This is a genomic window from Mesorhizobium sp. B2-3-14, assembly GCF_006442175.1.
GTDB classification, from domain to species: Bacteria; Pseudomonadota; Alphaproteobacteria; order Rhizobiales; family Rhizobiaceae; genus Mesorhizobium; species Mesorhizobium australicum.
The window spans coordinates 328851-351863 of record NZ_VFVP01000003.1 but is presented as its reverse complement, the minus strand read 5'-3'; the positions used below and the strand labels follow the sequence as shown (position 1 = coordinate 351863).

Annotated in this window: 27 protein-coding genes; 12 read left to right on the top strand and 15 right to left on the bottom strand. The window is 62.8% G+C overall.

The window, feature by feature from the left end:
• The first annotated feature begins 23 nt into the window (after positions 1–23).
• A complete protein-coding gene (locus FJ950_RS10595; RefSeq protein ID WP_140616894.1) occupies positions 24–1256 on the top strand; it encodes an aminomethyltransferase family protein in 1233 nt (410 codons plus the stop codon).
• A gap of 2 nt (positions 1257–1258) precedes the next feature.
• Entirely contained in the window at positions 1259–1519 is a 261-nt protein-coding gene (locus FJ950_RS10590; protein WP_140616742.1) for a hypothetical protein, read from the top strand.
• A 6-nt stretch (positions 1520–1525) separates the two neighbouring features.
• Here FJ950_RS10590 and FJ950_RS10585 read toward each other — a convergent pair whose 3' ends face one another.
• The 4 genes from FJ950_RS10585 to FJ950_RS10570 all read right to left on the bottom strand — a co-directional run bounded on the left by FJ950_RS10585 (position 1526) and on the right by FJ950_RS10570 (position 4590).
• Positions 1526–2584 carry a dipeptidase gene (locus tag FJ950_RS10585; RefSeq protein ID WP_140616741.1) on the bottom strand — a complete coding sequence of 353 codons (1059 nt, stop codon included), beginning with the start codon at positions 2582–2584 and terminating at the stop codon, positions 1526–1528.
• A 146-nt stretch (positions 2585–2730) separates the two neighbouring features.
• Complete coding sequence (locus FJ950_RS10580; RefSeq protein WP_015315410.1) at positions 2731–3030, bottom strand: GNAT family N-acetyltransferase; 300 nt, start codon at positions 3028–3030, stop codon at positions 2731–2733.
• 2 nt (positions 3031–3032) lie between these two features.
• Positions 3033–3653 carry an alpha/beta hydrolase gene (locus FJ950_RS10575; RefSeq protein WP_140616740.1) on the bottom strand — a complete coding sequence of 207 codons (621 nt, stop codon included), beginning with the start codon at positions 3651–3653 and terminating at the stop codon, positions 3033–3035.
• A gap of 4 nt (positions 3654–3657) precedes the next feature.
• On the bottom strand, positions 3658–4590 hold the full coding sequence (locus tag FJ950_RS10570) for a VOC family protein (RefSeq protein ID WP_140616739.1): 933 nt from the start codon (positions 4588–4590) through the stop codon (positions 3658–3660).
• Positions 4591–4816: 226 nt separating this feature from the next.
• On the opposite strand from FJ950_RS10570, the gene FJ950_RS10565 reads away from it, so the two are divergent.
• Positions 4817–6376, top strand: a complete 1560-nt coding sequence (locus FJ950_RS10565; RefSeq protein WP_140616738.1) for an alkaline phosphatase family protein — start codon at positions 4817–4819, stop codon at positions 6374–6376.
• Between the two features lie 66 nt (positions 6377–6442).
• Here the strand turns inward: FJ950_RS10565 and FJ950_RS10560 are convergent, their stop codons facing one another.
• Positions 6443–7747 carry a PRC-barrel domain-containing protein gene (locus FJ950_RS10560; protein ID WP_015315406.1) on the bottom strand — a complete coding sequence of 435 codons (1305 nt, stop codon included), beginning with the start codon at positions 7745–7747 and terminating at the stop codon, positions 6443–6445.
• 305 nt (positions 7748–8052) lie between these two features.
• Here FJ950_RS10560 and FJ950_RS10555 point away from each other — a divergent pair, with 305 nt between their 5' ends.
• Positions 8053–8973, top strand: a complete 921-nt coding sequence (locus FJ950_RS10555) for a diacylglycerol kinase family protein (RefSeq protein WP_140616737.1) — start codon at positions 8053–8055, stop codon at positions 8971–8973.
• A gap of 29 nt (positions 8974–9002) precedes the next feature.
• On the opposite strand, the gene FJ950_RS10550 is transcribed toward FJ950_RS10555, so the two are convergent.
• Entirely contained in the window at positions 9003–9203 is a 201-nt protein-coding gene (locus FJ950_RS10550; protein WP_015315404.1) for a hypothetical protein, read from the bottom strand.
• Positions 9204–9348: 145 nt separating this feature from the next.
• Here FJ950_RS10550 and FJ950_RS10545 point away from each other — a divergent pair, with 145 nt between their 5' ends.
• Entirely contained in the window at positions 9349–10881 is a 1533-nt protein-coding gene (locus FJ950_RS10545) for an HWE histidine kinase domain-containing protein (RefSeq protein ID WP_140616736.1), read from the top strand.
• A gap of 23 nt (positions 10882–10904) precedes the next feature.
• Here FJ950_RS10545 and FJ950_RS10540 read toward each other — a convergent pair whose 3' ends face one another.
• The 3 genes from FJ950_RS10540 to FJ950_RS10530 all read right to left on the bottom strand — a co-directional run bounded on the left by FJ950_RS10540 (position 10905) and on the right by FJ950_RS10530 (position 12601).
• Complete coding sequence (locus FJ950_RS10540; protein ID WP_015315402.1) at positions 10905–11381, bottom strand: hypothetical protein; 477 nt, start codon at positions 11379–11381, stop codon at positions 10905–10907.
• A 10-nt stretch (positions 11382–11391) separates the two neighbouring features.
• Positions 11392–11718, bottom strand: a complete 327-nt coding sequence (locus FJ950_RS10535) for a DUF883 family protein (RefSeq protein ID WP_015315401.1) — start codon at positions 11716–11718, stop codon at positions 11392–11394.
• 121 nt (positions 11719–11839) lie between these two features.
• Positions 11840–12601 carry a Crp/Fnr family transcriptional regulator gene (locus FJ950_RS10530; protein WP_140616735.1) on the bottom strand — a complete coding sequence of 254 codons (762 nt, stop codon included), beginning with the start codon at positions 12599–12601 and terminating at the stop codon, positions 11840–11842.
• A gap of 140 nt (positions 12602–12741) precedes the next feature.
• Between FJ950_RS10530 and FJ950_RS10525 the strand changes: the two genes are divergently transcribed.
• On the top strand, positions 12742–13122 hold the full coding sequence (locus FJ950_RS10525; protein WP_167331110.1) for a response regulator: 381 nt from the start codon (positions 12742–12744) through the stop codon (positions 13120–13122).
• 45 nt (positions 13123–13167) lie between these two features.
• Here the strand turns inward: FJ950_RS10525 and FJ950_RS10520 are convergent, their stop codons facing one another.
• Together FJ950_RS10520 and FJ950_RS10515 are read right to left on the bottom strand one after the other, a co-directional pair.
• Entirely contained in the window at positions 13168–13719 is a 552-nt protein-coding gene (locus tag FJ950_RS10520; protein WP_010911883.1) for an RNA polymerase sigma factor, read from the bottom strand.
• Positions 13720–13723: 4 nt separating this feature from the next.
• Positions 13724–13927, bottom strand: coding sequence for a NepR family anti-sigma factor (locus tag FJ950_RS10515; RefSeq protein ID WP_140616734.1), 204 nt, complete (start codon positions 13925–13927; stop codon positions 13724–13726).
• Between the two features lie 217 nt (positions 13928–14144).
• On the opposite strand from FJ950_RS10515, the gene FJ950_RS10510 reads away from it, so the two are divergent.
• From FJ950_RS10510 to FJ950_RS10490, 6 genes are all read left to right on the top strand, one after another.
• On the top strand, positions 14145–14939 hold the full coding sequence (locus tag FJ950_RS10510) for a response regulator (protein ID WP_015315397.1): 795 nt from the start codon (positions 14145–14147) through the stop codon (positions 14937–14939).
• Positions 14940–15145: 206 nt separating this feature from the next.
• Complete coding sequence (locus tag FJ950_RS10505; protein WP_010911886.1) at positions 15146–15310, top strand: DUF1328 domain-containing protein; 165 nt, start codon at positions 15146–15148, stop codon at positions 15308–15310.
• 187 nt (positions 15311–15497) lie between these two features.
• Positions 15498–16532, top strand: a complete 1035-nt coding sequence (locus FJ950_RS10500) for a sensor histidine kinase (RefSeq protein ID WP_140616733.1) — start codon at positions 15498–15500, stop codon at positions 16530–16532.
• A gap of 133 nt (positions 16533–16665) precedes the next feature.
• Positions 16666–16842, top strand: coding sequence for a hypothetical protein (locus FJ950_RS29475; RefSeq protein WP_181171156.1), 177 nt, complete (start codon positions 16666–16668; stop codon positions 16840–16842).
• 164 nt (positions 16843–17006) lie between these two features.
• Positions 17007–17333 (top strand): hypothetical protein, encoded by a 327-nt coding sequence (locus FJ950_RS10495; RefSeq protein ID WP_140616732.1) that lies wholly within the window; start codon positions 17007–17009, stop codon positions 17331–17333.
• 82 nt (positions 17334–17415) lie between these two features.
• Positions 17416–17661 carry a YMGG-like glycine zipper-containing protein gene (locus FJ950_RS10490; RefSeq protein ID WP_015315393.1) on the top strand — a complete coding sequence of 82 codons (246 nt, stop codon included), beginning with the start codon at positions 17416–17418 and terminating at the stop codon, positions 17659–17661.
• Positions 17662–17752: 91 nt separating this feature from the next.
• Here FJ950_RS10490 and FJ950_RS10485 read toward each other — a convergent pair whose 3' ends face one another.
• The 4 genes from FJ950_RS10485 to xylF form a co-directional block, all read right to left on the bottom strand.
• A complete protein-coding gene (locus tag FJ950_RS10485) occupies positions 17753–19375 on the bottom strand; it encodes a CHASE domain-containing protein (RefSeq protein ID WP_140616731.1) in 1623 nt (540 codons plus the stop codon).
• A gap of 140 nt (positions 19376–19515) precedes the next feature.
• The gene (locus FJ950_RS10480; RefSeq protein ID WP_015315391.1) at positions 19516–20340 is read right to left on the bottom strand and encodes an ATP-binding cassette domain-containing protein; all 825 of its coding nucleotides are present in this window, start codon (positions 20338–20340) and stop codon (positions 19516–19518) included.
• Positions 20341–20350: 10 nt separating this feature from the next.
• Positions 20351–21703 carry a sugar ABC transporter permease gene (locus FJ950_RS10475; protein WP_015315390.1) on the bottom strand — a complete coding sequence of 451 codons (1353 nt, stop codon included), beginning with the start codon at positions 21701–21703 and terminating at the stop codon, positions 20351–20353.
• A gap of 236 nt (positions 21704–21939) precedes the next feature.
• Entirely contained in the window at positions 21940–22980 is a 1041-nt protein-coding gene (gene xylF / locus FJ950_RS10470) for a D-xylose ABC transporter substrate-binding protein (RefSeq protein ID WP_140616730.1), read from the bottom strand.
• Positions 22981–23013: the final 33 nt, after the last annotated feature.

Genomic DNA, 23013 nt, shown 5'->3' with positions numbered 1-23013 from the left:
ACGCTGCACTCCATGGCGCCATCATGACCCATCAAGCCTCCATTCCGTTGACAGCCCGCATCGCAGCCCAATCCCACTTCCGCACGCTGCGCCTCGGCACGCCGTTCCAGCCGCGCCTCGATGCGCTGGCCAAGACCCAGGACTGGTACAATTGGGCCGGCTACCGCGCGCCGCATTCGCTTTGGGACGAGGAGCTCGAATACTTCGCCATCCGCAGCCAGGCAGCACTCTTCGACATCTCGCCGATGACCAAATACCGGATCGAAGGACCGGATGCCCAGGCCTTCCTCGACCGCGTCACCTTGCGCGATGTCACCAAGCTCAGGACCGGCCGCGTTCATTACACCGCTTGGTGTGACGACGAGGGTTTTGTGCTGGACGACGGGACGCTGTTCCGACTTTCGCCGACCCGCTTCCGGCTGTGTTCGCAGGAGCGGCATCTGCCGTGGCTGCTGGACAGCGCCCTTGGTTTCGACGTCATCGTCGAGGAAGAGACCGAGGCCGTCGCCGGGCTCGCCTTGCAGGGGCCCACATCCTTCGCTGTGCTGCGCGACGCCGGTTTTGCCGGTGTCGAGAGGCTGAAAATATTCGACCTTGCCGAATTCCCGCACGACGGCGGCACGGCCATAATTTCACGCACCGGCTTTACCGGCGATCTCGGTTACGAACTGTTCGTTCCGGCCGAAAAGGCGCTGAGCCTGTGGGATCGGCTGATGACAGCTGGGGAACTGCGCGGCATCAGGGCAATCGGCTACACCGCCCTCAACCGTGCCCGTATCGAGGCTGGGCTGATAGTCGCCAACGCCGATTTCACCACCGCCGAACATGCCATCCGCGCCGACCGGTTGCGCATGCCCGACGAGATCGGGCTCGGCTTCATGGTCGATCTGGACAAGGGCCATTTCAATGGCCGCCGCGCCATCCTCGAGGCCCGCGCCAAACGCAAGCTTCGGCATGTCCTCGTCGGACTGGAGATTGAAGGCAACATCCCGGCCGAACACGCGATCGTCTATCACAGGAAGAGCCAGGAGGTCGGCCTGGTCAGCGCCGCCATGTGGTCGCCGATGGCCAAGCGCAACATCGCCATCGCCTCGCTGGCGCGGCCCTATGGCGATACCGTCGTGGAAGACCTCTGGGTCGAGATCTACGCCATGCGCGAGCTGCAGTACCAGAAGCTGATGAAACGGGCCAAGGTGGTGGCGCGACCCTTCATCAAGCTCGACCGCCGTACCGCCAATCCGCCGGCGGATTTCTGACCATGACCGAGGGAGCGGGCAAGCAACAGGAAGAAGGTGAAGCCGCCGAACAGTGGGAGCTGGTCAACACGCCGCTCGGCGAGAAATGGTCTGGCCGCACGCGCTATGCCGCCGCCATGTTCTTCTACAAGCGCGGCGAGATGAGCGCCGAGACGCTGGAGGTCTATCGCATTTGCGCTCGGCTCGATGCGGAAAACCCGCTGCCGATCATTCGCGATCGCGGCGTCGGCAAGGACTGGCTGAAGCGCATGGGCTTCGAATAAGGCGTCCTAACCTATCGTTCTTTCCAGCATGCTTAGCCAGTTGCGGTAGGCAATCTTTTCGATCAGCGCGCGGCCAAAACCGCGCGCCGCCAGCGCATCGATGAGTTTCGGCAGGCCGGCAACGTCGCCGATGACCGCCGGGATCATGGCGCCGTCGAAATCCGAACCGAGACCGACGCCATCCTCACCCAAAGCCTGCAGCAGGGAATCGATATGACGCACCATGATGTCGAGGCTGGTGTCGGCATTCATGCGGCCGTCCTCGCGCAGGAAGCCGGTGGCGAAGTTCAACCCGACCATGCCGCCGGAGTCGCGGATCGCGCCGAGCTGCCAGTCGGTGAGGTTGCGCGAATGGCCGCAGATCGCATGCACGTTGGAATGGGTGGCGACCAGCGGCGCATCGCTAAGCGCCGCGACGTCGCGAAAACCCTTCTCGTTGAGATGCGAGAGATCGATCATGATCCTCAGTTCATTGCAGGCCTTGACCAGCGCCTTGCCGGCATCGGTCAGGCCCGGACCGGTGTCCGGCGAGGACGGAAAGCGAAACGGCACGCCGTGACCGAACGCATTGGGCCGGCTCCAGACGATGCCGAGCGAGCGCAGGCCCGCGGCATGCAGCACGTCGAGCATGGTGAGTTCGGGATCGATGGCCTCGACGCCTTCGATGTGGAACACCGCGGCAATCGTGCCTTGCGCCATGGCATTGCGCACATCGCCGGCGCTGCGGCAGATCGCCAATGCGCCGGCGCGCTCCAGCCGGAAGAGGATGGACGCCATCGCGATCGTCGAGTTGAGCGCATCGGCGCGCGGCACCTCGGGCGGCAGCGGCTCGCTGTCGCTCGGCGCCGAAGGCACGGCGCTGCGCCGCGCTTTCTCGACCGGCGGCGGGAAGATGGCGAACATGCCGCCGGCGAATCCGCCGGCCCTGGCGCGCGGCAAGTCGATATGGCCGCCCGATTTCCCTTCGATGAACAGCTTCTCGACGTCCGCGTCTTTCGCCTGGTGCAAACGCAGCAGCGTGTCGTTGTGGCCGTCAAAGACGGGGACGAGGTCTGTTTCGGTCATATGGGGGATCATTCGGTCTGTTTGTCGGCGGGGCGATGTATCATATCTAGGCAAGATGTGCCGCCGGGGCAAATTACAAAGCCAACGGGACGGCTATGGCCGCCCGTTTAGCTCTGTTCCTGCACATCCGCTTTGTGTTTGCGGGGCTACTGCTTCAGCACATCCGCCCATTCCGGGTGACGGCGGAACTGGGCGTTGGCGAACGGGCAGAGCGGAATGATCTTCTTGCCTGCTGCCCGCGCGTCCTCGACGGCACGGGTGACGAGCCGAAGCCCGGCGCCCTGGCCGCGAAAGGCGTCCGGCACTTCGGTGTGATCGATGATCAGCTGGTGCTCGCCGATCTTGGTGAAGGTCATCTCCGCCTCGGCACCGCCGGCGCCGCGCAGGACGTAGCGACCCTTGGAGCCGCGATCTTCAAGTTCGATCTCTGGCAATTGATCGGGCATCTCTACACTCCTTGGGCGATGGTGGCGAAAAGCCGCCGCGCCGCTTCGATTTCGTTTGGCCGCACCTCGTGCCCGCCTTCGTGCCACTCCACTGTGACATCGGCTCCGTCGGCGCGCAAATAGGCTTCGAGCCGCGCCGTCAGGTTCGGCGGGCAGATCGGATCGCGCCTGCCGGCGGTCACCAGGATGTGACGACTGGCAAGGCTGCCCTTCACCTGCGGCTCGAACGGGATCAGCGGATGCATCAGCACCGTGGCGTCGAACAGGTCAGGGGTTTCGAACACCAGCGAAGCCAGGACGTTGGCGCCATTGGAATAGCCGAGGCCCAGCACGGCCGATGGCTTCGCCGCCTCGACATGGGCCTGGATGAAGCCCGCCATCTTGGCCGTGGCCCGCGCCAGGTCGTCCATGTCATAGACGCCCTCGCCGGTGCGGCGGAAGAAGCGCGCGGCACCTTGCTCCGACACATCGCCCCGCGGCGAGACAATGGTGGCCTGGGGCGCGAGATCGCGCCCCAGCGAGACAAGCTGGCTCTCGTCGCCGCCAGTGCCATGGAAAACGAAAAGCAGCGGACCACCCGGCGAACCAGGCAGCACCCTATGGGCGTAAGCGTCCTTGCTCATCGTCTCAGCCCTCCAGCTTCTGCAGATGCTGTTCGAGATATGGCCGCAGATGCTGATGCTGCGTCGGCAGCTTCAGCGCCTCGCCGAGATGGGCGGTGTCCTCGTCCTTGTCGAAACCCGGCTCATTGGTGGCGACTTCGAACAGCACGCCGCCCGGCGTGCGGAAATAGATCGCCCAGAAATAATCGCGGTCGATCACCGGCGTCACCCCATAACCCGTATCCATCAGCGCCTTGCGCACTTCGAGCTGCTTGGCGCGATTCTCGACGGCGAAGGCGACATGATGAACGGAGCCGGCGCCGAGATCGGCGAAGGGTGCGGTCGGCAGCGTTTCGATATCGACGAAATCGGCGCCATTGCCGTTCTTGACGGCGAGCCGCCTGACATTGCCTGACTTGTCGACCTCCTCGTAACCCATGAACTTCAACAGCTCCTCGGTGGCGCCGCCATCCTTCAGTCTCAGCGAAACCGAGTGAAAGCCGCGGATCGCCTCGTCCGCGGCAATACCGCCCTTCACCCAGGGCGCTCTGCCGTCGGCCTTGTCCTCGACCAGTGCAAAGCCATCGCCGTCCGGGCCGGCAAATGCGAGCCGCTTCTCGCCAAAGCTTTCCTCGCGGGCGACATTGGTTACGCCTTCGTCGGTGAAGCGTTTTTCCCAAGAGGCGAGCGCGCCTTCCGGCACGGAATAGACCGTGGTGCCGACTTCGCCGACACCAGGACGGCCCTTGCCGATGTTGGGAAACGGGAAATAGGTCATCACCGAACCGGGTGTGCCGGCCTCGTCGCCATAATAGAGATGGTAGACGTCGGGCGCGTCGAAATTGACCGTCTTCTTGACCCGGCGCAGGCCGAGCTTGTGGGTGAAGAAATCATTGTTCTGCCGTGCATCCCTGGCCATCGAGGTGACGTGATGCAGGCCCTTGATCTGGTCGAGCATGGTCTCTGCTCCTTCCCTTGGTGCTTGTGCGGCCCTCGCCGCTCTCCTGGCCAATATGAGGATACGAGCGAGTATGGCAAAGGCTGCAAACACAGGATGGACTGTGCCTTAAAAGTGAACAATCCCAAGATCCTTGTTCACCGTTTAGCAAACAGCCCTGGTCTTGCGCGTTGGATGGAATCGGTTCCATGTGCGCATTCGACGTGCTGGAGAGGGGTAAGCGCAAGTGACTGGAAAAGGCAGGCGGCCAAATGTCCTTCTCATCACTTGCGACCAGTGGCGCGGCGATTGCCTGTCGGCTGTCGGCCATCCCCAGGTGAAGACGCCGAATGCCGATGCGCTGGCCGCCGACGGCGTGCTGTTCAAGCGCCATTATGGCGGCGCGGCGCCTTGCTCACCGGCCCGTGCCTGCCTCTACACCGGCCTCTATCAGATGAACAATCGTGTCTGCCGCAACGGCACGCCGCTCGACGCCCGCCATGGCAATATTGCGCTCGCCGCGCGCAGCGTCGGTTACGATCCGACCTTGTTCGGCTATACCGATGTGTCGCTCGATCCGCGCCAGCTTGCACCGGCCGATCCGCGGTTGCACAGCTATGAGGGTGTTCTGCCCGGCTTCACGGCGCGCCAATTGCTGCCCGAACATCAGAAGCAGTGGCTGTCTTGGCTGAAGCAGCAAGGCATCGATGCCGGCGCTGGAAGTCCTGACATTCATCGTCCGGTGGGCGAGGTCGACGGTGCGGTGACCGAAGCGCCACCCGTCTACTCCAGGGACCAGACGCCGACGGCCTTCCTTGCCGGCGAGTTCATCCGCTGGCTGGGCGAGCAGGACGAGGCCACGCCGTGGTTTGCGCATCTCTCCTTTATCAGCCCGCATCCGCCCTTCATCGTACCGGAACCGTACAACACTCAATACGATCCCGCGGACGGCCCCGCTTTTCACCGCGCGGAAAGTTGGCGCGCCGAATCTCAGGGCCACCCCTACGTCGCCTATGATCTCGATCGCCAAAAACGAGCGAAGTTCCGCCCCGGCGCCACGGGCAAAGTGCACGACTGGAGCGAGGATGATTTCCGCCGCATCCGAGCGATCTATTACGGCATGATCTCGGAGGTGGACGCGCAGCTCGGCCGCCTGTGGCAAGCGCTGAAGACCGAAGCCGCGTGGGACAACACCATCATCGTGCTCACCTCCGACCATGCTGAAATGATGGGCGACCACTTCATGCTGGGCAAGGGCGGCTATTTCGACGGCAGCTACCATATCCCGCTGATCATCCGCGATCCACGCCACCGCAAGGCTGCCGGCAGCGCTGTCGATCGCTTCACCGAAGCGGTAGACATTTTGCCTACGCTCATCGACCTGCTCGGCGTGGCTCCCGAACCGCACCTTGACGGATGCTCGCTGAAACCCTTCCTGAGCGGTGGAACGCCCGCCATTTGGCGCGACGCCGCGCACTGGGAGTTCGACTTTCGCTCGATCGCCGGCGGTGAAGCCGAACGGCACTTCGGCATCACCTCGCGCCAGTGCAACCTCGCTGTCATCCGCACGAAGAAATTCAAATACGTGCATTTTGGCGGCGGCCTGCCGCCGCTGCTTTTCGACATGGAGGACGACCCTGGCGAATTGAAGAACCTCGCCGGCAGCCCAGCACATCGTTCCACTCGGCTGGAATTCGCCGAAAGGCTGCTCGCCTGGCGGGCTGAACATCTCGACCAGTCGCTTGCCCTCTTGGAACTGACGGAAAACGGAGTGACTGGATACTCCAGCTCGCAAGCAGGGCGGTAGGGGGATTACCCTACCGCCCTGGATCCTTGCCTATCGAAGTATCCTTACCTGTCGAAGTATCCTTGCCTACCGGACGATCAGACGCTGCTCGTCGCGCTTCTGGGCGTAGGAGCCCTTGTCGTAAGCCGCTTGCTTCTCGAGCTGCTCCTTGGTGAAGGTCGTATAAAGGTACTTCTTGCCGTTCTTGTCGGTCATGAACTTCAAATTATCCATGCCGACCGCGACCTCCTTCTCGCCAATGCCGAGGAAGCCGCCGACATCGACGATCACGGCGTCGGGTTTCTTGTCGGGGGTCAGCACCACATCGCCGATCTCACCGACCTTGGCGTCGTTGGCGCCATAGACCGTCGTGCCCTTCAGGTCGTCGCCCCTGATCTCTCCAACCGGCATCTCGGTAAGCTTGGACTTGTCGATGGCCGCGGTCTGTGTCTGGTCAGGAGCCGTGGCGTCAGCCGGCGCCGCCGCGGTCTTGTCCGCCGGAGCGGCGGCGGGAGCTGTCGCGGCGGACGGCGCCGCGGCGGGCGCGGTTGGCGCCGGTTCATTGGATGCCGTCGTTGCCGGCGCCGGATCATAGGCCTTGCGGTTGAAATCCGGCTGCGCCTGCAGCTCTTCCTTGGTGGTCTGCGCCACCAGCCAGCGGTCGCCGTTCTTCTGTGCCCACTGCGCCTTGGCGAAATCATAAGCCACGTTCTTTTCGCCCATGCCCAGGAACCCGCCGACGCCAATAATCAGCGACTGCGCCTTGCCTTCCTTGGTCAGCACGATGTCGTTCACATCGCCGATCTTCTGGGCGTCATCGCCGGTGCCGTTGTAGACATTTTCACCGATGATGTTTGTGGCCAGGTTGCCATCAGCCTGTTTGACCGGCTCGGCGTTCGTGGACTGCTGTGCGGTGTCGGTCGATGTGGCCGGCGCTTGTGCGGTCGTCGCTGCGGCCGGGGCCGGCGCGTAAGCCTTGCTGTCGAACTCCGGATGCGCCTTCAGTTCGTCCTTGGTGGTCTGCGCCACCAGCCAGCGATCGCCGTTCTTCTCGGCCCATTGCAGCTTGTCGTAGTCGAAGGCGACATTCTTGGTTCCCACGCCAAGGAAACCGCCTACGCCGATGACGACGGATTTCGCCATGCCGTCCTTGTCGAAGACCACGTCAGTGACCTTGCCGATATTCTCGGCATTGTCGCCAGTGCCATTGTAGACGGTCTCGCCGATGATGTTGGTGACGATGCTGCCTTCAGCGCGCGGCACCGGCGCCGTCGCGGCCGGCTCCTGGGCGGCGGGCTGGTTCGCTGGGGCTGGGGTTGCAGCGCTCTGCGCGAAGGCGCCGGTTGCAACCATTGTCGCAAGGGCGGTCGTCGCTAAAAGGGTGCGGATCATGATGGTCTCTCCTCGTGCCTGATTTCGTACATGCCGCGCCCGGTTGAACCCCTCGCGGGGATCGGACGCGACATCTCTGCAGGTTCACAACGTCGTGACCATGCCGTTGTTCCGACAAAACCGCGATGGCCGAAGTCAAATCCAAGAAGCGTATCAGTCAAATCCAAGAAGCGTATCTGACCGCCCGCTGCCGAAAACCAGGGTCTGCCAGAGATTCCAGCCCTGCCGGAACTATTCCTGGTTTGCCGCGTTTCAGCCGTCGGCTGGGGTACCCCGGCCGGTTGAAGTGAGCAGCGGAGCGGGGCATGAAATTCGCAGCGGTGCTGAACCGGGACGGCGGCACCTTGCGCACCACCGATCTCGCCGCCTTTTCGGACCGGATGCGTCAGACGCTGGAATCGGCGGGCCACTCTCTCAGCATCGACATCGTCGCCGGCAAGGACGTCGTGGACACCCTCGACAGCGCTGCGTCGCGCCGCACCGTCGATGTCGTGCTCGCCGGAGGCGGTGACGGCACCATCTCGGCCGCGGCCGCCAGGCTGATGGGCAGGAAAAAGGCGCTCGCCATATTGCCGGCCGGCACCATGAACCTGTTCGCGCGCGGCCTTGGTATTCCGCAGTCGCTCGATGCGGCGCTGAAATCCTTTGCCGACGGCGAAATCATCGCAGTCGACATGGCTACGGCCAATGGCCAGCCTTTCGTTCATCAGTTCTCGATCGGCATGCATGCCAAGATGGTGCAGCTGCGCCAGGGCATGGAATTCGGCTCACGCCTGGGCAAGATCGGCGCTTCCGCCAAGGCAGCCTGGGCAACGATCAAGAACCCGCCGGCAATGAAGGTCACGCTCGGCATCGGTGAAGCGGAGATGACTGCCCGCATATCCGGCCTCGGCGTGACCAACAATCTCTTCGGCGAAGGTCACCTGCCCTATGCCGACAATCCGGCCGGTGGCGTGCTCGGCATTTACGTCACGGTAGCGCAGCAGCGCGCCGAACTGGTCAAGTTTTTGTTCAACGTGGCGCGCGGCAAGTGGCGTGACAACGAACATGTCGAAATCCACCAGGCCGACAGGGTGACCCTCAAAATTCATTCCGGCGGCAGGAAATTCCGTGCCGTCATGGACGGCGAACTGGTCAGGCTCGATCGTGAGACGACGATCGAAATCAAACCTGGAGCGCTCAATGTGCTGGTGCCGGCCAGCGTCGCCCAGGTGAAAGCCGCCTGATGCTGTATGAAGCCATCAGGGTGCTGACTTCAGCCGGATGGCGCCGGACCGGTGCTCGGCGGCGTGGGGACATGTTGCTCGTCGCTGTTCGGCGCCTTGATCAACACGCCGTAGATCTCGGCGACGCCCCAGGCGACGAGCACCAGGAGCAGTCCGGCGATCAGGATTCGGAACCCATGCCAGCCCCACCGCCCCTGACGCGCTTTGTTTTCGGGAATGTTCCTGGCCATGGCGGGTCCTCGTCTGGTTTCGCGTCGGCTGACGCGATCGGCAAATCACGCTCGGGTAACGGTCCCTCGCAAGGATGGTTCCGGCTGCAGGGCTGTCCCGGGCCGGCGACGGCAAGGACATCAAGACAAGTCACGGGAACTTGGTTTGAATAGCAGGGTGGAAACAGCAGCCGGTCTGCCGGCCGAGGTTGCGCGCGCCGTGCAGGACGAGCACCGGCTGGCCGTGTTGCACTGGCTTGAGATGCTTGATACGGCGCCCGACCCGGATTTCGACCGCATCGGCGGCTTTGCCGCCGCCGTGATGCGCGCGCCGATCGCGCTGGTCACACTTGTCGACCTCGATCGGCAATGGTTCAAATCCTGTTCTGGCATGGAAGAAACACAGATTACGACAGCCATCTCCTTCTGTGCGCACGCCATCGCCGCTGGCGATGAGCCGATGGTGGTGACGGACGCAGCAGCCGACCAGCGTTTCCATGCCAATCCGCTGGTGACCGGCAAGCATCATGTGCGCTTCTATGCCGGCGTCCCGATCATTGTCGCGGGAGCGCGGATCGGAACCCTTTGCGTCATGCACCGCAAGCCGGGTGCCCACCCGTCCCGCTCCAGGCTCGACCAGTTGAAAACGCTCGCCGGCCTCGCCGGCAGCCTGTTCACCCTGAAGCACGCGACCCGCACCGGCGCTGTCGCCGAAGCCGCGCTCGCGCGCGAGGAAAAGCGGCGCGCCGTCGCCCTCGATGCTGCTTCGCTGGCAAGTTGGGCCTGGGACGTCCGCACCGACGTCATCGACTGCGACGTCCGATTGCCGGAATTGTTCAACCTGCCGCGCTCGACAAGGTTGCGGGCCCGCGATGTTCTGACAGCCATCGATCCACGCGACGTCCACCAGACCGAAACCAGCTTTCGTGATGCCTTGACCGGCAGTGACGACTATTTTGGCGAATACCGGGTGAATGGCTTCCATCCACCGCGATGGGTGGCCACGCGCGGCCGTGTCATCGAGCGCGATGGCGAAGGCAAGCCGACGCTGATTTTCGGCGTCAACTACGACATTTCGGAACGCAAGCTCGGTGACGAACGGCAACGGCTCCTGCTGCGTGAACTCAACCACCGGGTCAAGAACACGCTGGCGACGGTCCAGGCGCTGGCGACGCAGACCGTGCGCCATGCCCGCCAGCCGAGCGAATTCCTCAAAGCCTTCAGCGCCCGGCTTCAAGCCCTGGGTATCGCCCATGGCCTGCTGTCCGACCGCGAGTGGCGCGGTATCGGCATCCGCGAACTCGTCCAGATCGAGATCAGGCCTTTCGACAACGCCGCCCAGCCGCAGCTGGCAATCTCGGGCGCCGATCTGCTGCTGTCGCCCGATCAAGCCGTCGGCCTCGGGCTGATCTTGCACGAACTGGCCAGCAACGCGCTGCAGTATGGGTCACTGTCGGTTGCGTCAGGCAAGGTTGATCTCGACTGGAAAGCGCAAGGCAAGAATGGTGACAGGCGCCTGGTGTTCACCTGGCGCGAAAGCGGCGGTCCTGAAGTAGCGCCGCCCGAGCGGCAAGGCTTCGGCTCGATCCTCATCCGGCGCAGCCTGGCCAAGGTCATTTCGAGCGAAGTAACCCACGAATTCCGGCGCGATGGGGTCTTCGCCGAAATATCGATGCCGCTGGAAGATCTGTCGAGATGACGTGAGCATGGCCGCCGGCGCGACTACCCCTCGCCGGCATCCGGGTGGTGGTCGGTGTCGGACTTCACATTCTCGCGGTAGATGGCATAGGCCGCGAGTGCCACGGCCGGACCAAGAATAACCCCGAGCCCACCTTTTCCCTTGAGCCCACCTTTGAGCAATGCCGGAAGCACAGCGAGCGCGGCCGTAATGCCGATCGCTTTCATATCGGTCTTGCGCCGCCTAGCCTCGCGGCGCATCCGCGTGCCCGACATCAGCCGATGGGTCAAAAGAACAAGGCCTGCGATGACCAGAAAGCCGACACCGAAACCAATCGCCGCCGCCAGCGATCCATAGCGGGCCGATGCCCAGATATAGGCCGCGCCGACCAGGAAGCCGATACCGCAAAACACCGCCAGCGCGGCAAGCATATAGACGATGGCCGCCGTCCGTGCTCGACGTATGGCGGCCACGGTTTCGCCCGAGGCGAAACCCGAGAGCAACGATGCCAGCAGTCCCATCTCGGCGGAACTAGCGACGCGTGAGCAGCGCGAACAGGAAGCCGACGCCCGCGGCGATAGCCAGCGACGTCACCGGCTTTTCGCGTACGCTTGCCACCATCTGCGCCTCGATATCCCTGGCATTACCGCGCAAGCTGTCGAAGGCAGCCTCCCCTTGGGCGCGCAACTGTTCGACGCCTTCGGCCGCCGCGCGCCGCGCAGTGCCGTAGCCGTGTTCACCGGTCTTGGCCAATTGTTTGGTGAGCTTGTCGATATCGGCCTTCAGCTGCCTGATGTCGGCTTCCAGATCCGGATTCGTCCGCGCTTCGTTGGCTGTCTTCCCTGCGACGGTGGCCATTGCTTAACTCCTTGTGATTGCTCGATTTCAAACGCGCCTTGCGTCTCAAGGTTCCGATGTCGGGACAAACTACCCGAAAACCCCCGTCACGCGCACCCGATCCGCCCCGGCAAGGTGTCGGTCAGATCAGCGGCCGGCGGCCCTCGGCCAGCCCCTCCCAGCCGGCGAGCCGTTTCAGACCTTCAATGTCGACGACGCCGCAACCGCCGTCGCGCCAGACGATCAGCTGACGGTCCATCAGCTTGCGGATCGTCTTGTTGGTGTGAACCAACGACAAGCCAAGCGTATCGGCGATGTGCTGCTGCGTGATCGGTATCTGGATGGACTGCGTGCCGTTCAGGCCCACGACCTTGGCGCGGCTGGCGATGAAGGCGACAAGATAGGCGGCGCGTTCGATCGCGCTGCGGCGGCCGAGACTGAGCAGGTTCTCGTCCAGCATCCGCTCTTCACGCGAAGCGATCCAGGTGATGTCGTAGGCGAGGCCCGGATGGTTGCGGTAGATCTCGAGCAGATTGTCGCGTTCGAACACGCAAAGCAGCATTGGCGACAGCGCCTCGACGGAATGCTGCATTTCCCCCATGACGCTGCCTTGCAGACCGATGAGATCGCCGGGCATGAGGTAATTGAGGATCTGCCGGCGGCCGTCCTGCAGCAGCTTGTAGCGGAACGCCCAGCCGGACAGCACCGTGTAGAGATGCGCGCTGTGGCTTCCTTCCACGAGGACCGTGGCACCCTTGTCGACCGCGAGTTCTCCCTTCTTGAACTTGCTGATGAAGGCAAGCTCCGGCTTCTCGAACTCCCGGAACACCGGCAGGGCCCGCAACGGGCATTGCTCGCAGGGGTATTGACGGCTTGAGGAAGAGCGCCCGGTCTGGCTCGGCATTTCGACCCCTTGCGAATGCCTGCCGTGAGCAGGTCTGTTTTTGCGCGTTGCCGAGATCGGCCTGTCGGCGGATGTCTTTTTTAAATGACAACACACCAAATTACGATCATGACTCCCGGCGTTTCAAGGAGCAATTGCCTGTGCCCCAATTACTTGATGGATTGCGCATTCTTGTCCTGGAGGATGAATTCCTCATCGCCATGGATGTCGAGCAACTCTGCCGTGACCACGGTGCAGGCGAGGTGGTGGTTGCCCGCGATTTGGCCGAGGTCGATGGCCGGAAGGTCGCGAAGGATTTCGACGCGGCCATTGTCGACCTGATGCTGGGTGGCGCCTCGACGCTCGAATTTGCCGCGGGCCTTCGTGAGACCGGCGTCCCGTTCGTGTTTGCGTCCGGTTATTCGGATGCGGATGAGATCAAGGCGTCTTTCCCGGGGGTAAGGCTGGTCACCAAGCCCTATTCGGGCGAAGACCTCGTCGAGGCCGTGGCGCTGGCCTATGGTCGCGGCTCCCCTGGCTGAGACTGACGCGACAACGTCCGAATCGCCGTTATGCGGCCCCGCATTTCAATGCGCGGCCGTTCCCGTGACCTGAGCCGAAATCGCGTCGGGGCCATACTCGTCCTCACCTGAGATTTTCAGGATTTCCTGCAGGCGCGTGCGGGCCCTGCTGACGCGGCTTTTGATCGTTCCGACCGCGCACCCGCAGATTTCGGCGGCCTCCTCATAAGAAAAACCCGATGCGCCGATCAGGATGATGGCTTCGCGCTGGTCCTCCGGCAATTGCTCGAGTGCGCCGCGAAAATCCTTGAGGTCGAGCTGGCCGTGCTGGGCCGGGTGCACTGCAAGCCGGGCCGTCATGATGCCGTCGCTGTCCTGCACCTCGCGACCGCGCTTGCGCATTTGCGAATAGAATTCATTGCGCAGTATCGTGAAAAGCCATGCCTTGAGGTTGGTGCCGGGCTGGAAGCTTTCATGCTTGTCCCAGGCCTTGACCAACGTTTCCTGAACGAGGTCATCGGCCTTGTCGGCATTCTGCGTCAGCGACACGGCAAAGGCCCGCAAGCTCGGGATCGCCCCAAGCAGATCGGTCTTGAAGCCTTGGGAGACCGCTGCCATGTCCCTAGTCCTTCTTCTGTGCGGGTTCGGCCTGTTCCAGTTGGCTGAGCAACTGGGCGAAGCGATCCGGCACATTGTCGGAGACCAGCTCGTCGTAATATTGTTTGAGTTTGCGTCCGATTTCGGAATTCGGCCCCAACGGATCGCCGTCGCCGTTCCGGCGCCTGCCCGTGACGCCAGCCAGAATATCTTTGGTCATGTCCTTCATTTCGCCCTTTATTTCCCAGAACTCAAGCCGCTCACAACACAACACAAGGCAAGCGGCACCCTCGTCTGGTTGCCCATCCCGGCACTAAAACGCCATTGCCGGTGATTCGTTCCATATCGGCGGAACTTTTTCAGAAAAGCGGCGTTGTTTCCCACGGGGCTTGCAATCGGCATAGCCTGGAATCCGTTCAACGCGTCATCTGAGGGAGACGTCTATTATGAGCTTGTCCGCCACCATCGCTCCGCATCTGCCGTTCCTGCGGCGCTTTTCGCGTGCCGTCTCGGGATCGCAGGAGAGCGGCGACGCGCTGGTCGCCGCGATGCTTGAGGCGATCATTGCCGATGTCGACATCTTCCCCGAGGCGTCGAGTGACCGGATCGCACTATACAAGGTTTTCGCCAAGCTCTTCACATCGGTTGCCATCCGCGTTCCGCAAGAGCAGACACAGGCGGGCTGGGAACAGCGCGCGGCCGCCAATCTCAATGCGATCGCGCCGCTTCCCCGCCAGGCCTTCCTGCTGGTTGCCGTCGAAGGTTTCAGCGAGGACGAGGCGGCCGAGATCCTCGATGTCGGCGACCAGCAGTTCTCCGAGCTGCTTGCCCAGGCAAGCAACGAGATTTCCCGTCAGGTGGCGACCGACGTGCTGATCATCGAGGATGAGCCGCTCATTGCCATGGATATAGAGGAGATGGTCGAGAGCCTCGGCCATCGGGTGGTGGGCACGGCGCGCACCCATGCCGAAGCGGTGACGATGTTCGGCAAGACCCGACCGAAGATGGTGCTGGCCGATATCCAGCTCGCCGACGGCAGCTCGGGCATCGAGGCGGTGAACGAAATCCTCTCGTCGACATCGGTGCCGGTAATCTTCATCACCGCTTTTCCCGAGCGTCTGCTGACCGGAGAGCGTCCGGAACCTGCTTTCCTCGTGACCAAGCCGTTCAATCCCGACATGGTGAAGGCGCTGATCAGCCAGGCGCTCTTCTTCGACCGGCAGGCCAAGGCCGCTGCATAAATCGCGGCCTCCGCGAGCCGGACAAGGACATAAAAGGCCACTGGGTGCGATGCATTCGGTGGCCTTCTTGACAAGCCGGATCGGCCGCCAGCGAATTTCCAGCCCGCGCTGCCTGGAACGGTTTGCAAGCATCGGCTTTTTCGGCGATTGGTGGAACAAACCGCATTTACCCACGTTTTCACCGTATCATTGGAAGGAGATGAACCATGCTTTACTGGGCGCTCGTATTTCTCGTCGTGGCGATTATTGCCGGCGCGCTTGGTTTCGGCGGTATCGCCGGCACATCCGCCGGTATCGCGCAGATATTGTTCTTCATCTTCCTCGCATTCCTGGTCATTTCGCTTTTGGCCGGCCTTTTCAGACGGGCGTGAGCCTGGCGACTGAATAGAGGAACACTGGAAGCCGCACCCCTCAAACGGTTTCCAGCCACCGCCGGGCGGTGTCCTTTACTGGACGCCGTCCGGCGGACCGCTTTAGGAAGGGTGGTTATCCCGATTCATTTGGAACCGATGTGGCAGGTGAGCGGTTCAGTCTGAGTTGGGGTGGACAGGTTGACCGATGCGCTCGAGGACTTCAGATAGAGAGGAAGGCGCACGGGGCGATGAAGTGATCGCCATGCACCCCGCCGAGAGCGGCATGCAGCTTGGCCGGGCTCTTCTCCACGCGCTCCACAATGCCGGCATTTCCGTCCTCTATCAGGATCGCGAGATGAAGACCGTATGGGCCCGCAACATGCGCGCCCCGTGGGCCTCCGACGATGTCGATGGCAACGGCATTTTGCCGACGGCGCAGACCGACCGCATCGGCGCCGCCAAGCGCGATGTGATCGCGACCGGCAATCCCCAGCGCCTTGAAATCAGTGTCCCGGTCGAGAATGGCGTTCGCTGGTTTCAGATTTGGGTCGATGCCGACCGAGGCGACGATGGCGATGTACAGGGCGTCGTCACCACCATGGTCGAGACGACCGAGCAAAAGCGGCGTGAACAGACGTTGACGACGCTGCTGCGGGAAGTCAGCCATCGCTCGAAGAACCTCCTGGCGATCATCCAGAGCATCGCGACCCAGACCGGTCGCTATTCCGACGGCATCGGCGATTTCCTGACGCGCTTCCGCGGCCGGCTGCAGTCGCTGGCCTCCTCCCAGGATCTGGTGACATCCTCCAATTGGCGAGGGGCAGCCCTTCATGAACTGGTGGCGGGCCAGGTCGGCCGCTATGGCGCGAACCCGTCGCACAGCCTCCGTTTTCGTGGCGCCAATCCTTACCTCAATCCCAACGCCGCACTGCATATCGGGCTGGCGATGCATGAACTTGCCGTCAACTCGTTGAGCTACGGCGCCCTGTCCCGGCCGGATGGCTTCGTCGAGGTCACCGCCCAACTCGACGCTGCTGCCACGGGGGAGGTTGCGCTGTCGCTGACATGGGCCGAAACGATAGAAGTCAATCGCGGTGGTGGCGGTCAACGGCGATTCGGCAGCGTCGCGTTGGAGCGGGTGGTGCCGGCATCCCTGAACGGAACCGCGAACCTGGATATCGGCGAGGGCCACCTCGAATATCGCCTTGTCGTGCCGCACAGCAATTTCGAGACGCAGTGAGAGCCTGGCAAACAACAATCCTTAACCGGCTGTTCACCATAAGCGCGGATGCTGTTTTTCCCAGATACCGTCGGAACCTGCCCCGCCTTCGGAGATTGTTGGCAGGCTCGAAGCACGGTACGGGAGGAATGTCTTGACGATTGCCGACATGAACAGATTGGAACAAGCCGCCCGTGTTTCGATGGGCGAATTTCTGGAATCCGAACCCTCCATGGAGGCACTCCCTGAAGCAGGTAGGGGGTTGATGAAGGGGATCGTTCTTGCCGCGGCCGCGATCATGGTGCTGGCCATTTTCTGGCAGTTGACCTGACTAAATCTGCTCTCCTCTCCGTCGCGCCAATTGAAGTCGCCGGGCAGGCTAACGCCGCAGCGTGAGGAGCCGCGGTTTTCTCCGAACTATTCGCGTAACGCTGTTGGAATGACAGGAACTTTTTGACGATGCTGGCCGTTAATGCGGCCAGAGGAACATCTGTCATGGAACACATAGCCGCGTTGCTGCTGGTGATCGGTTGCTCGAACACGATGGCCGAATGTCGGGAATTGCAGGTCCCTGTCAGTGTTTTTGCGACTGCTGACGAATGCACCGCTGAGCGCCCCTTCGCGATGGGCGACGTGCGGGGGCAGGCGCAGCATGTCGTCGCCAAATGCCTCGCGGTCGATCCCGCCTTGGAGGACGACTACGATCAGATTGTCTGGAAGGTGCGGCCAGATGGTAGTCTTGACGCTTCGTTGGCCGTATCCAACGTCGTCATGGCATCGAACACGAACCGCCCAGAAAAAGACGACCTTAGCCAACAATAAATTGCAGCAGCAAAGGCCGTCGTTTCGTGCTAAATGGCGGTTGGAGCTTACCAAAGTGTGGACACAAGTGAGGAGTGACTCTATGCGGAAAATACTTATTGCCATGGTTGCGGTGGTTGCCGTCAGCGGCTGTACCTCGACCGAGCAGGACGTCGTCGGCGGCGGCTTGATCGGCGCGGGCGTGGGTGGATTGGTCGGCGGCGGCAAGGGTGCCCTGATCGGCGCGGCCGTCGGTGCCGGCTCCGGCCTGCTGGTTCGCAACCTGCGCAACGGCTACTGCCAGTATCGCGACCATCGCGGCCGGATCTACACGGCCCGCTGCAACTGATTCAGCGATAACAAGTCAAAATCCGGAGGCCCAGGGGCCTCCGGATTTTCGTGGCTGGGAGTCGGCCGCTAGGGCCGCTGACGGGTGGGTTTCAGCCGGCCAGTGGAATTTTGATTTCCACCTTGAGGCCATCGGCCTGAAAATCGCGTCTGATCGTGCCGCGCAGCTCGCGCGTGACATTGAGATCGATCAGCTTGGTGCCGAATCCCGTCCGCGATGGCGCCTCTACCCTCTTCTTCCCCGCCTCCCGCCAGTTCAGCGCCAGCGTCCGCTCGCGCCCCCGCCCTTCCAGCGACCAGTTCACCTTGAGAGCGCCAACGAAATTGCCGGCTTCGCCGTATTTCAGCGCGTTGGTGGCGAGTTCATGAAAGGTCAGCCCAAGCGCCTGCGTCGTTGTTTCATCGAGCAGCACCTCCGGGCCTGACAGGAGCCCGTCCGGCAGTTCCTTGCCGAACACTTGGCCAAGCTCGATGCGCAGCAGATCGGCAAGGTCGGCTTTCTGCCAGCGCGAGCGCGTCAACATGTCCTGCGAGGCGGCCATCGCCTGCAGCCTGGCCGAGAAGGAAGCGGAAAACTCATTGACGTCGGTTGCCCGCGAAGCCGTCTGCCGCGCGATCGCCAGCACCCTGGTGATGGAGTTCTTGATGCGATGCTTCATCTCCTGCAGCATCAGGTCCTTTTCGAGAAGGCTTTTTTCCGTCGTCTCGTGCAAGGCCGACACTGCGTCATAGGCTCGCTCCTGATAGCGCGCCACCAGCGCGATGGCGCCTGCCAGGAGCAGGCCGAACAGCCCCAGCATCACGGGGATGGCGCGCGAAGAGGGTTGCGAGAAGGCGCTGGTTGGCCTGAACAATACCGTCCAAGGGCGTCCCGCCACGGTCATCTTGCGGGTGACCAGCAGCCGGTCTCCCAGGGATGAGGCCGGTGGCGTCTCCGAGCGGAACAACAGGTTGTCGCCGTTCACCGCTCCATCATAGATCTCGGTGTTGACCGGCAGCAGCGGCGCACGGCTGAGCGCGATCTGGAACAGGTCCCGGGCCCGAAAGGCCGCATAGAGAAAGCCGGCGGTCGAGGACCGCGATGCGTTGATGACCTCCGGTGCGGTTTCCACATTGAGCCGCACATAGACCAGGAAGCCCGTGAAAGTCTGCGCCACGCCCGTGCCCTGGCCGAGTTGCACCAGCCCGCTCGCATGCTGCTGGTCATCGGCCATGGCTTTTTCGATCGCCGCACGCCGCACCGGCTCGCTGAACATGTCGTAGCCGATGATGGTCTGGTTGGACGGATCGAGCGGCTCGAAAAGCGCGATCGGCGTGCGCCAGGCCTGCGTCGTATCCGGATAGACCGGATGACTGGCGCCGAAATCGTGGAGGAGGTCGCGTTCCACCGCTGCCTCGTCGCCCGTCCTGACCAGCCGCAGGAAGCCGATGCCTCGCAGGCCGGCGAAATTGTTGTCGACATCCAGCGCCTTGAAGAATGCCTTGAACTCGTTCTGGGAAATATCGCCGTTGCGCGCGTCGAACAGGGCCTGTGTCGAGCGCAGCAGCGACAGGTGCAGATCGATACGGCTCTCGATCCGGTTGAGGGCGTCATCGGCCGCCCCTTCGAACTTGATGCGGGCGGCTTCCTGCGTCGCGAAATAAGCGAACCCCGCCATGGTCATGCTGATCAGTGCAACGGCAATGAACGCGACGATTGGAAAAAGCTTCTTCAACGGATGATGCGGTCCATGAGCAAAACAGGACCTTTTATGGGCAAGTCGCCGGGCCAACACAATGGTTAGGCCACACCATCGTGATCACTGGCATATCACGTGACCGGCAACGGGGCGTGCCCGAAGCGGCCTGACCGGCCTCAGGCGGCGATCTTCAGCGCGCCCGGCCCCGGTATGGCACCTGGAGGACATTTGCCCAGGATGATCATCCCAAGCACCTCGTCCTGCGTGACGTCAGTCGTGCGGGCGGTACCGACCACCTGGCCATTCTTCATCACGCAGACACGGTCGGCCAGCTCGAACACGTCGTGGATGTCGTGGCTGATCAGGAAGATGCCGATGCCATCGGATTTGAGCTGCCTGACCAACTCGCCGACCTGGGCGGTTTCCTGGGGCCCAAGTGCCGCCGTCGGCTCGTCCATGATCAGGATGCGGGCATTGAACAGGATCGCGCGCGCGATCGCCACCGATTGCCGCTGACCGCCCGACAGCTTGATCACCGGTTCCTTGAAGCGCTGGAAGCGGGGATTGAGCCGCCCCATCACCTTGCGCGCCTCGGCCTCCATGGCGACGTCGTCGAGCGTGCCCCAGGCGGTCATCAGTTCGCGGCCGAGGAACAGGTTGGCGGCGGCATCGACATTGTCGGCCAGCGCCAGCGTCTGGTAGATCGTCTCGATACCGTATTTCTTGGCGTCGCGCGGGTTGGAAATCGCTGCCTCCTCGCCATTGACGAAGATCTGGCCCGCATCGCGCTTGTAGGCGCCGGACAGGATCTTGATCAGCGTCGACTTGCCGGCGCCGTTGTGGCCGAGCAGTGCCACGACCTCGCCGGGGAAAAGATCGATCGAGGCGTCGTCGACGGCGCGGATGCCGCCGAAGGCGATCGAGATGTTGCGCATGTCGACCAGCGGCGTGCCAGTGGGCGCAGTTGTGAGGGCCCTTACGGGAGCGGTTTTGTCAGCCATGGTCGTATCCCTAAACCCGCTTGCGATAGACGGTGTCGAGCCAGACGGCGATGACCAGCACGGCGCCGACGACGATGCTTTGCAACGGCGAATCGACACCGAGCAGCACCATGCCCGACTGCAGCGACTGCATCAGCAATGCACCGAGCATGGCGCCGATGATGGTTCCCGAGCCGCCGGCAAGCGAGGTGCCGCCGATGACGGCCGCGGCAATGACCAGCAGCTCATCCAATGTTCCCAGCACATTGGTGGACGAGTTCTGCCGGGCCGACGAAATGGCGGCGGCGATCGTGGCCAGCACGCCCATGATCATGAACACCTTCATGGTGATCCAGCGCGTGTTGATGCCGGCGAGATTGGCCGCTTCCGGATTGCCGCCGATAGCAAAGACATAACGGCCGAAACGGGTGCGGTTGGTGATGAAGGTCATGACCAGACCGACGGCGACCGCCATCAGCACCGGTATGGCGATGCCGTGGGCGATGAACAGCCCGCCCTCCGGCACGGTGATGTTGTTGGCGGCCGCGTACCGGTTCACGATCCCGATCGGCCATGGATAGGAGTTGGCTAGCCAGACCGCGCCCATGATGACGGCGCAGGTGACGACGCCGAGCAGCGTCTCGGCCCAGATCGGCCGCAGGGGGAAGCGGAAGCGCTTGCGCTGGACCCGCCCGTTGAACAGCGCGAACACGACGGCCAGGCAGGCGACGATGCCGACGACCCAGCTCCAGGTGGCGCCGATCGATCCGGCCGGTCCGCCGCCCATAAGCTGGAACGTGGCGTCGAGCGGTGCCACCGTCTGGCCTGACGTGACCCACCAGGCGGCGCCGCGCCAGACCAGCAGGCCACCCAGCGTGACGATGAAGGCCGGCACTTCGAGATAGGCGATGACGAAGCCCTGGAAGGCGCCGATCAAAAGCCCGAGCGCCAGACCGATGACCAGTGCCAGGACCCAGATCCATGGGTTGCCGAGTTCAAGTCCTACGAACCGAACCAGGAAATGTACCTGCGCAAAGCCCATGACCATGCCGATCAAGCCCTCGGCGGAACCGACGGACAGGTCGATGTTGCGCATGACGATGACCAGCACCATGCCGCAGGCCATGATGGCGACCGCGGACGTCTGCACCGACAGGTTCCACAGATTGCGTGGCGTGAGGAACGTGCGGCTGTCGAAATCGAGCGGATTGACACCAAGACGCAGGCTCGAAATCACATGCAGCGCGACCCAGATCAGCAGCAGCGCGCCGATCATGCCGAGCATGCGGGTATCGATCTCGGTCGCCTTCAGGAAACGCGCGACCGCGCCGAGTTCCGACGCACGCGCCGTATCGGCCTGCGAGGTTGAGGTCGTGTCGGTCATGATGTCCTCCCAGCGGCTTGCCGTCTGACGCGGAGCCGGACCAGAGCCCAGAAGTTAGCCGCCAGCGGCGGAAACACAAATCTTGTCGGGAAAACGCCGCGGCTTGGAAGCAATTCCAGGAAAAGTGCGTAAGGGTTTTTGTCCGGAATTGCGAAGACAAGGAAATTGGAACGGCCAGTGTTCAGAACACTGACCGTTCCACGCCGCGGCGTTTCCGACTTTTCAGGCGATCAAGCTCAGTTGCAGGCCGCGACGCTGCCCGCGGCAACGCCCGTGCAGACTTCGTCCTTCTTGATCCAGCCGGCGTCGATGACGAGGTTGAGATTGTCCTTGGTGATGGCCACCGGGGTCAGGAACAGCGACTTGACGGTGTTGCCGCCAGGCGTCGTGAAGTCCTTCACGCCGGCGATGTCGGTCATCTTCTTGCCGTCGGCGAGTTGCGAGGCGATCTCGGCGGCGTTCTTGCCGAGTTCGCGCGCGTCCTTCCACACCGACACGGTCTGGGTGCCGAGCGCGATGCGGTTGAGCGCGGCGTGGTCGCCGTCCTGGCCGGAGACCGGCACGGTGCCGGCGAGCCCCTGCGCCGTCAGCGCCGCGACGACGCCGCCGGCGGTGCCGTCATTGGCGGCGACCACGGCGTCCACCTTGTTGTCGTTGGCGGTGAGGAACTGTTCCATGTTCTTCTGGGCGTTGGCGGGCAGCCAGCCGTCCGTATAGGCTTCGCCGACATTCTTGATCTTGCCGCTGTCTATGGCCGCCTTCAGCAATTCCATCGAGCCCGAGAACAGGAAGTCGGCATTCGGATCGGCGCCGGAGCCCTTGATGAAGACGTAATTGCCCTCAGGCTTCACCTTGAACACTTCGCGGGCCTGCATGCGGCCAACTTCCTTGTTGTCGAAGGTCAGGTAGAAGACGTCCTTGTTCTCGATCAGGCGGTCATAGCCGACGACCGGAATGCCCTCGTCGAGCGCCTTCTGTACCGCCGGGCCGATGGCCGACGCGTCCTGCGCCAGGATGATCAGCGAATTGGCACCCTGCGAAATCAGGCTCTCGACATCGGTCAGCTGCTTGCCGGGATTGGACTGCGCATCGGCGGAAATGTACTTGTCGCCCGCGGCCTCGATCGCCTTCTTCATGGCCGCCTCGTCGGTCTTCCAGCGCTCCTCCTGGAAGTTGGACCACGACACGCCGATGACCTTGTCCTTTGCCTGCGCGACCGACGCCAGCGTCAGCGACATGGCGACACCCGCCAGAATGGCGACTGTGAATCTCTTCATGATATCCTCCCTGCGCCCGCGTGTGGCGCGACC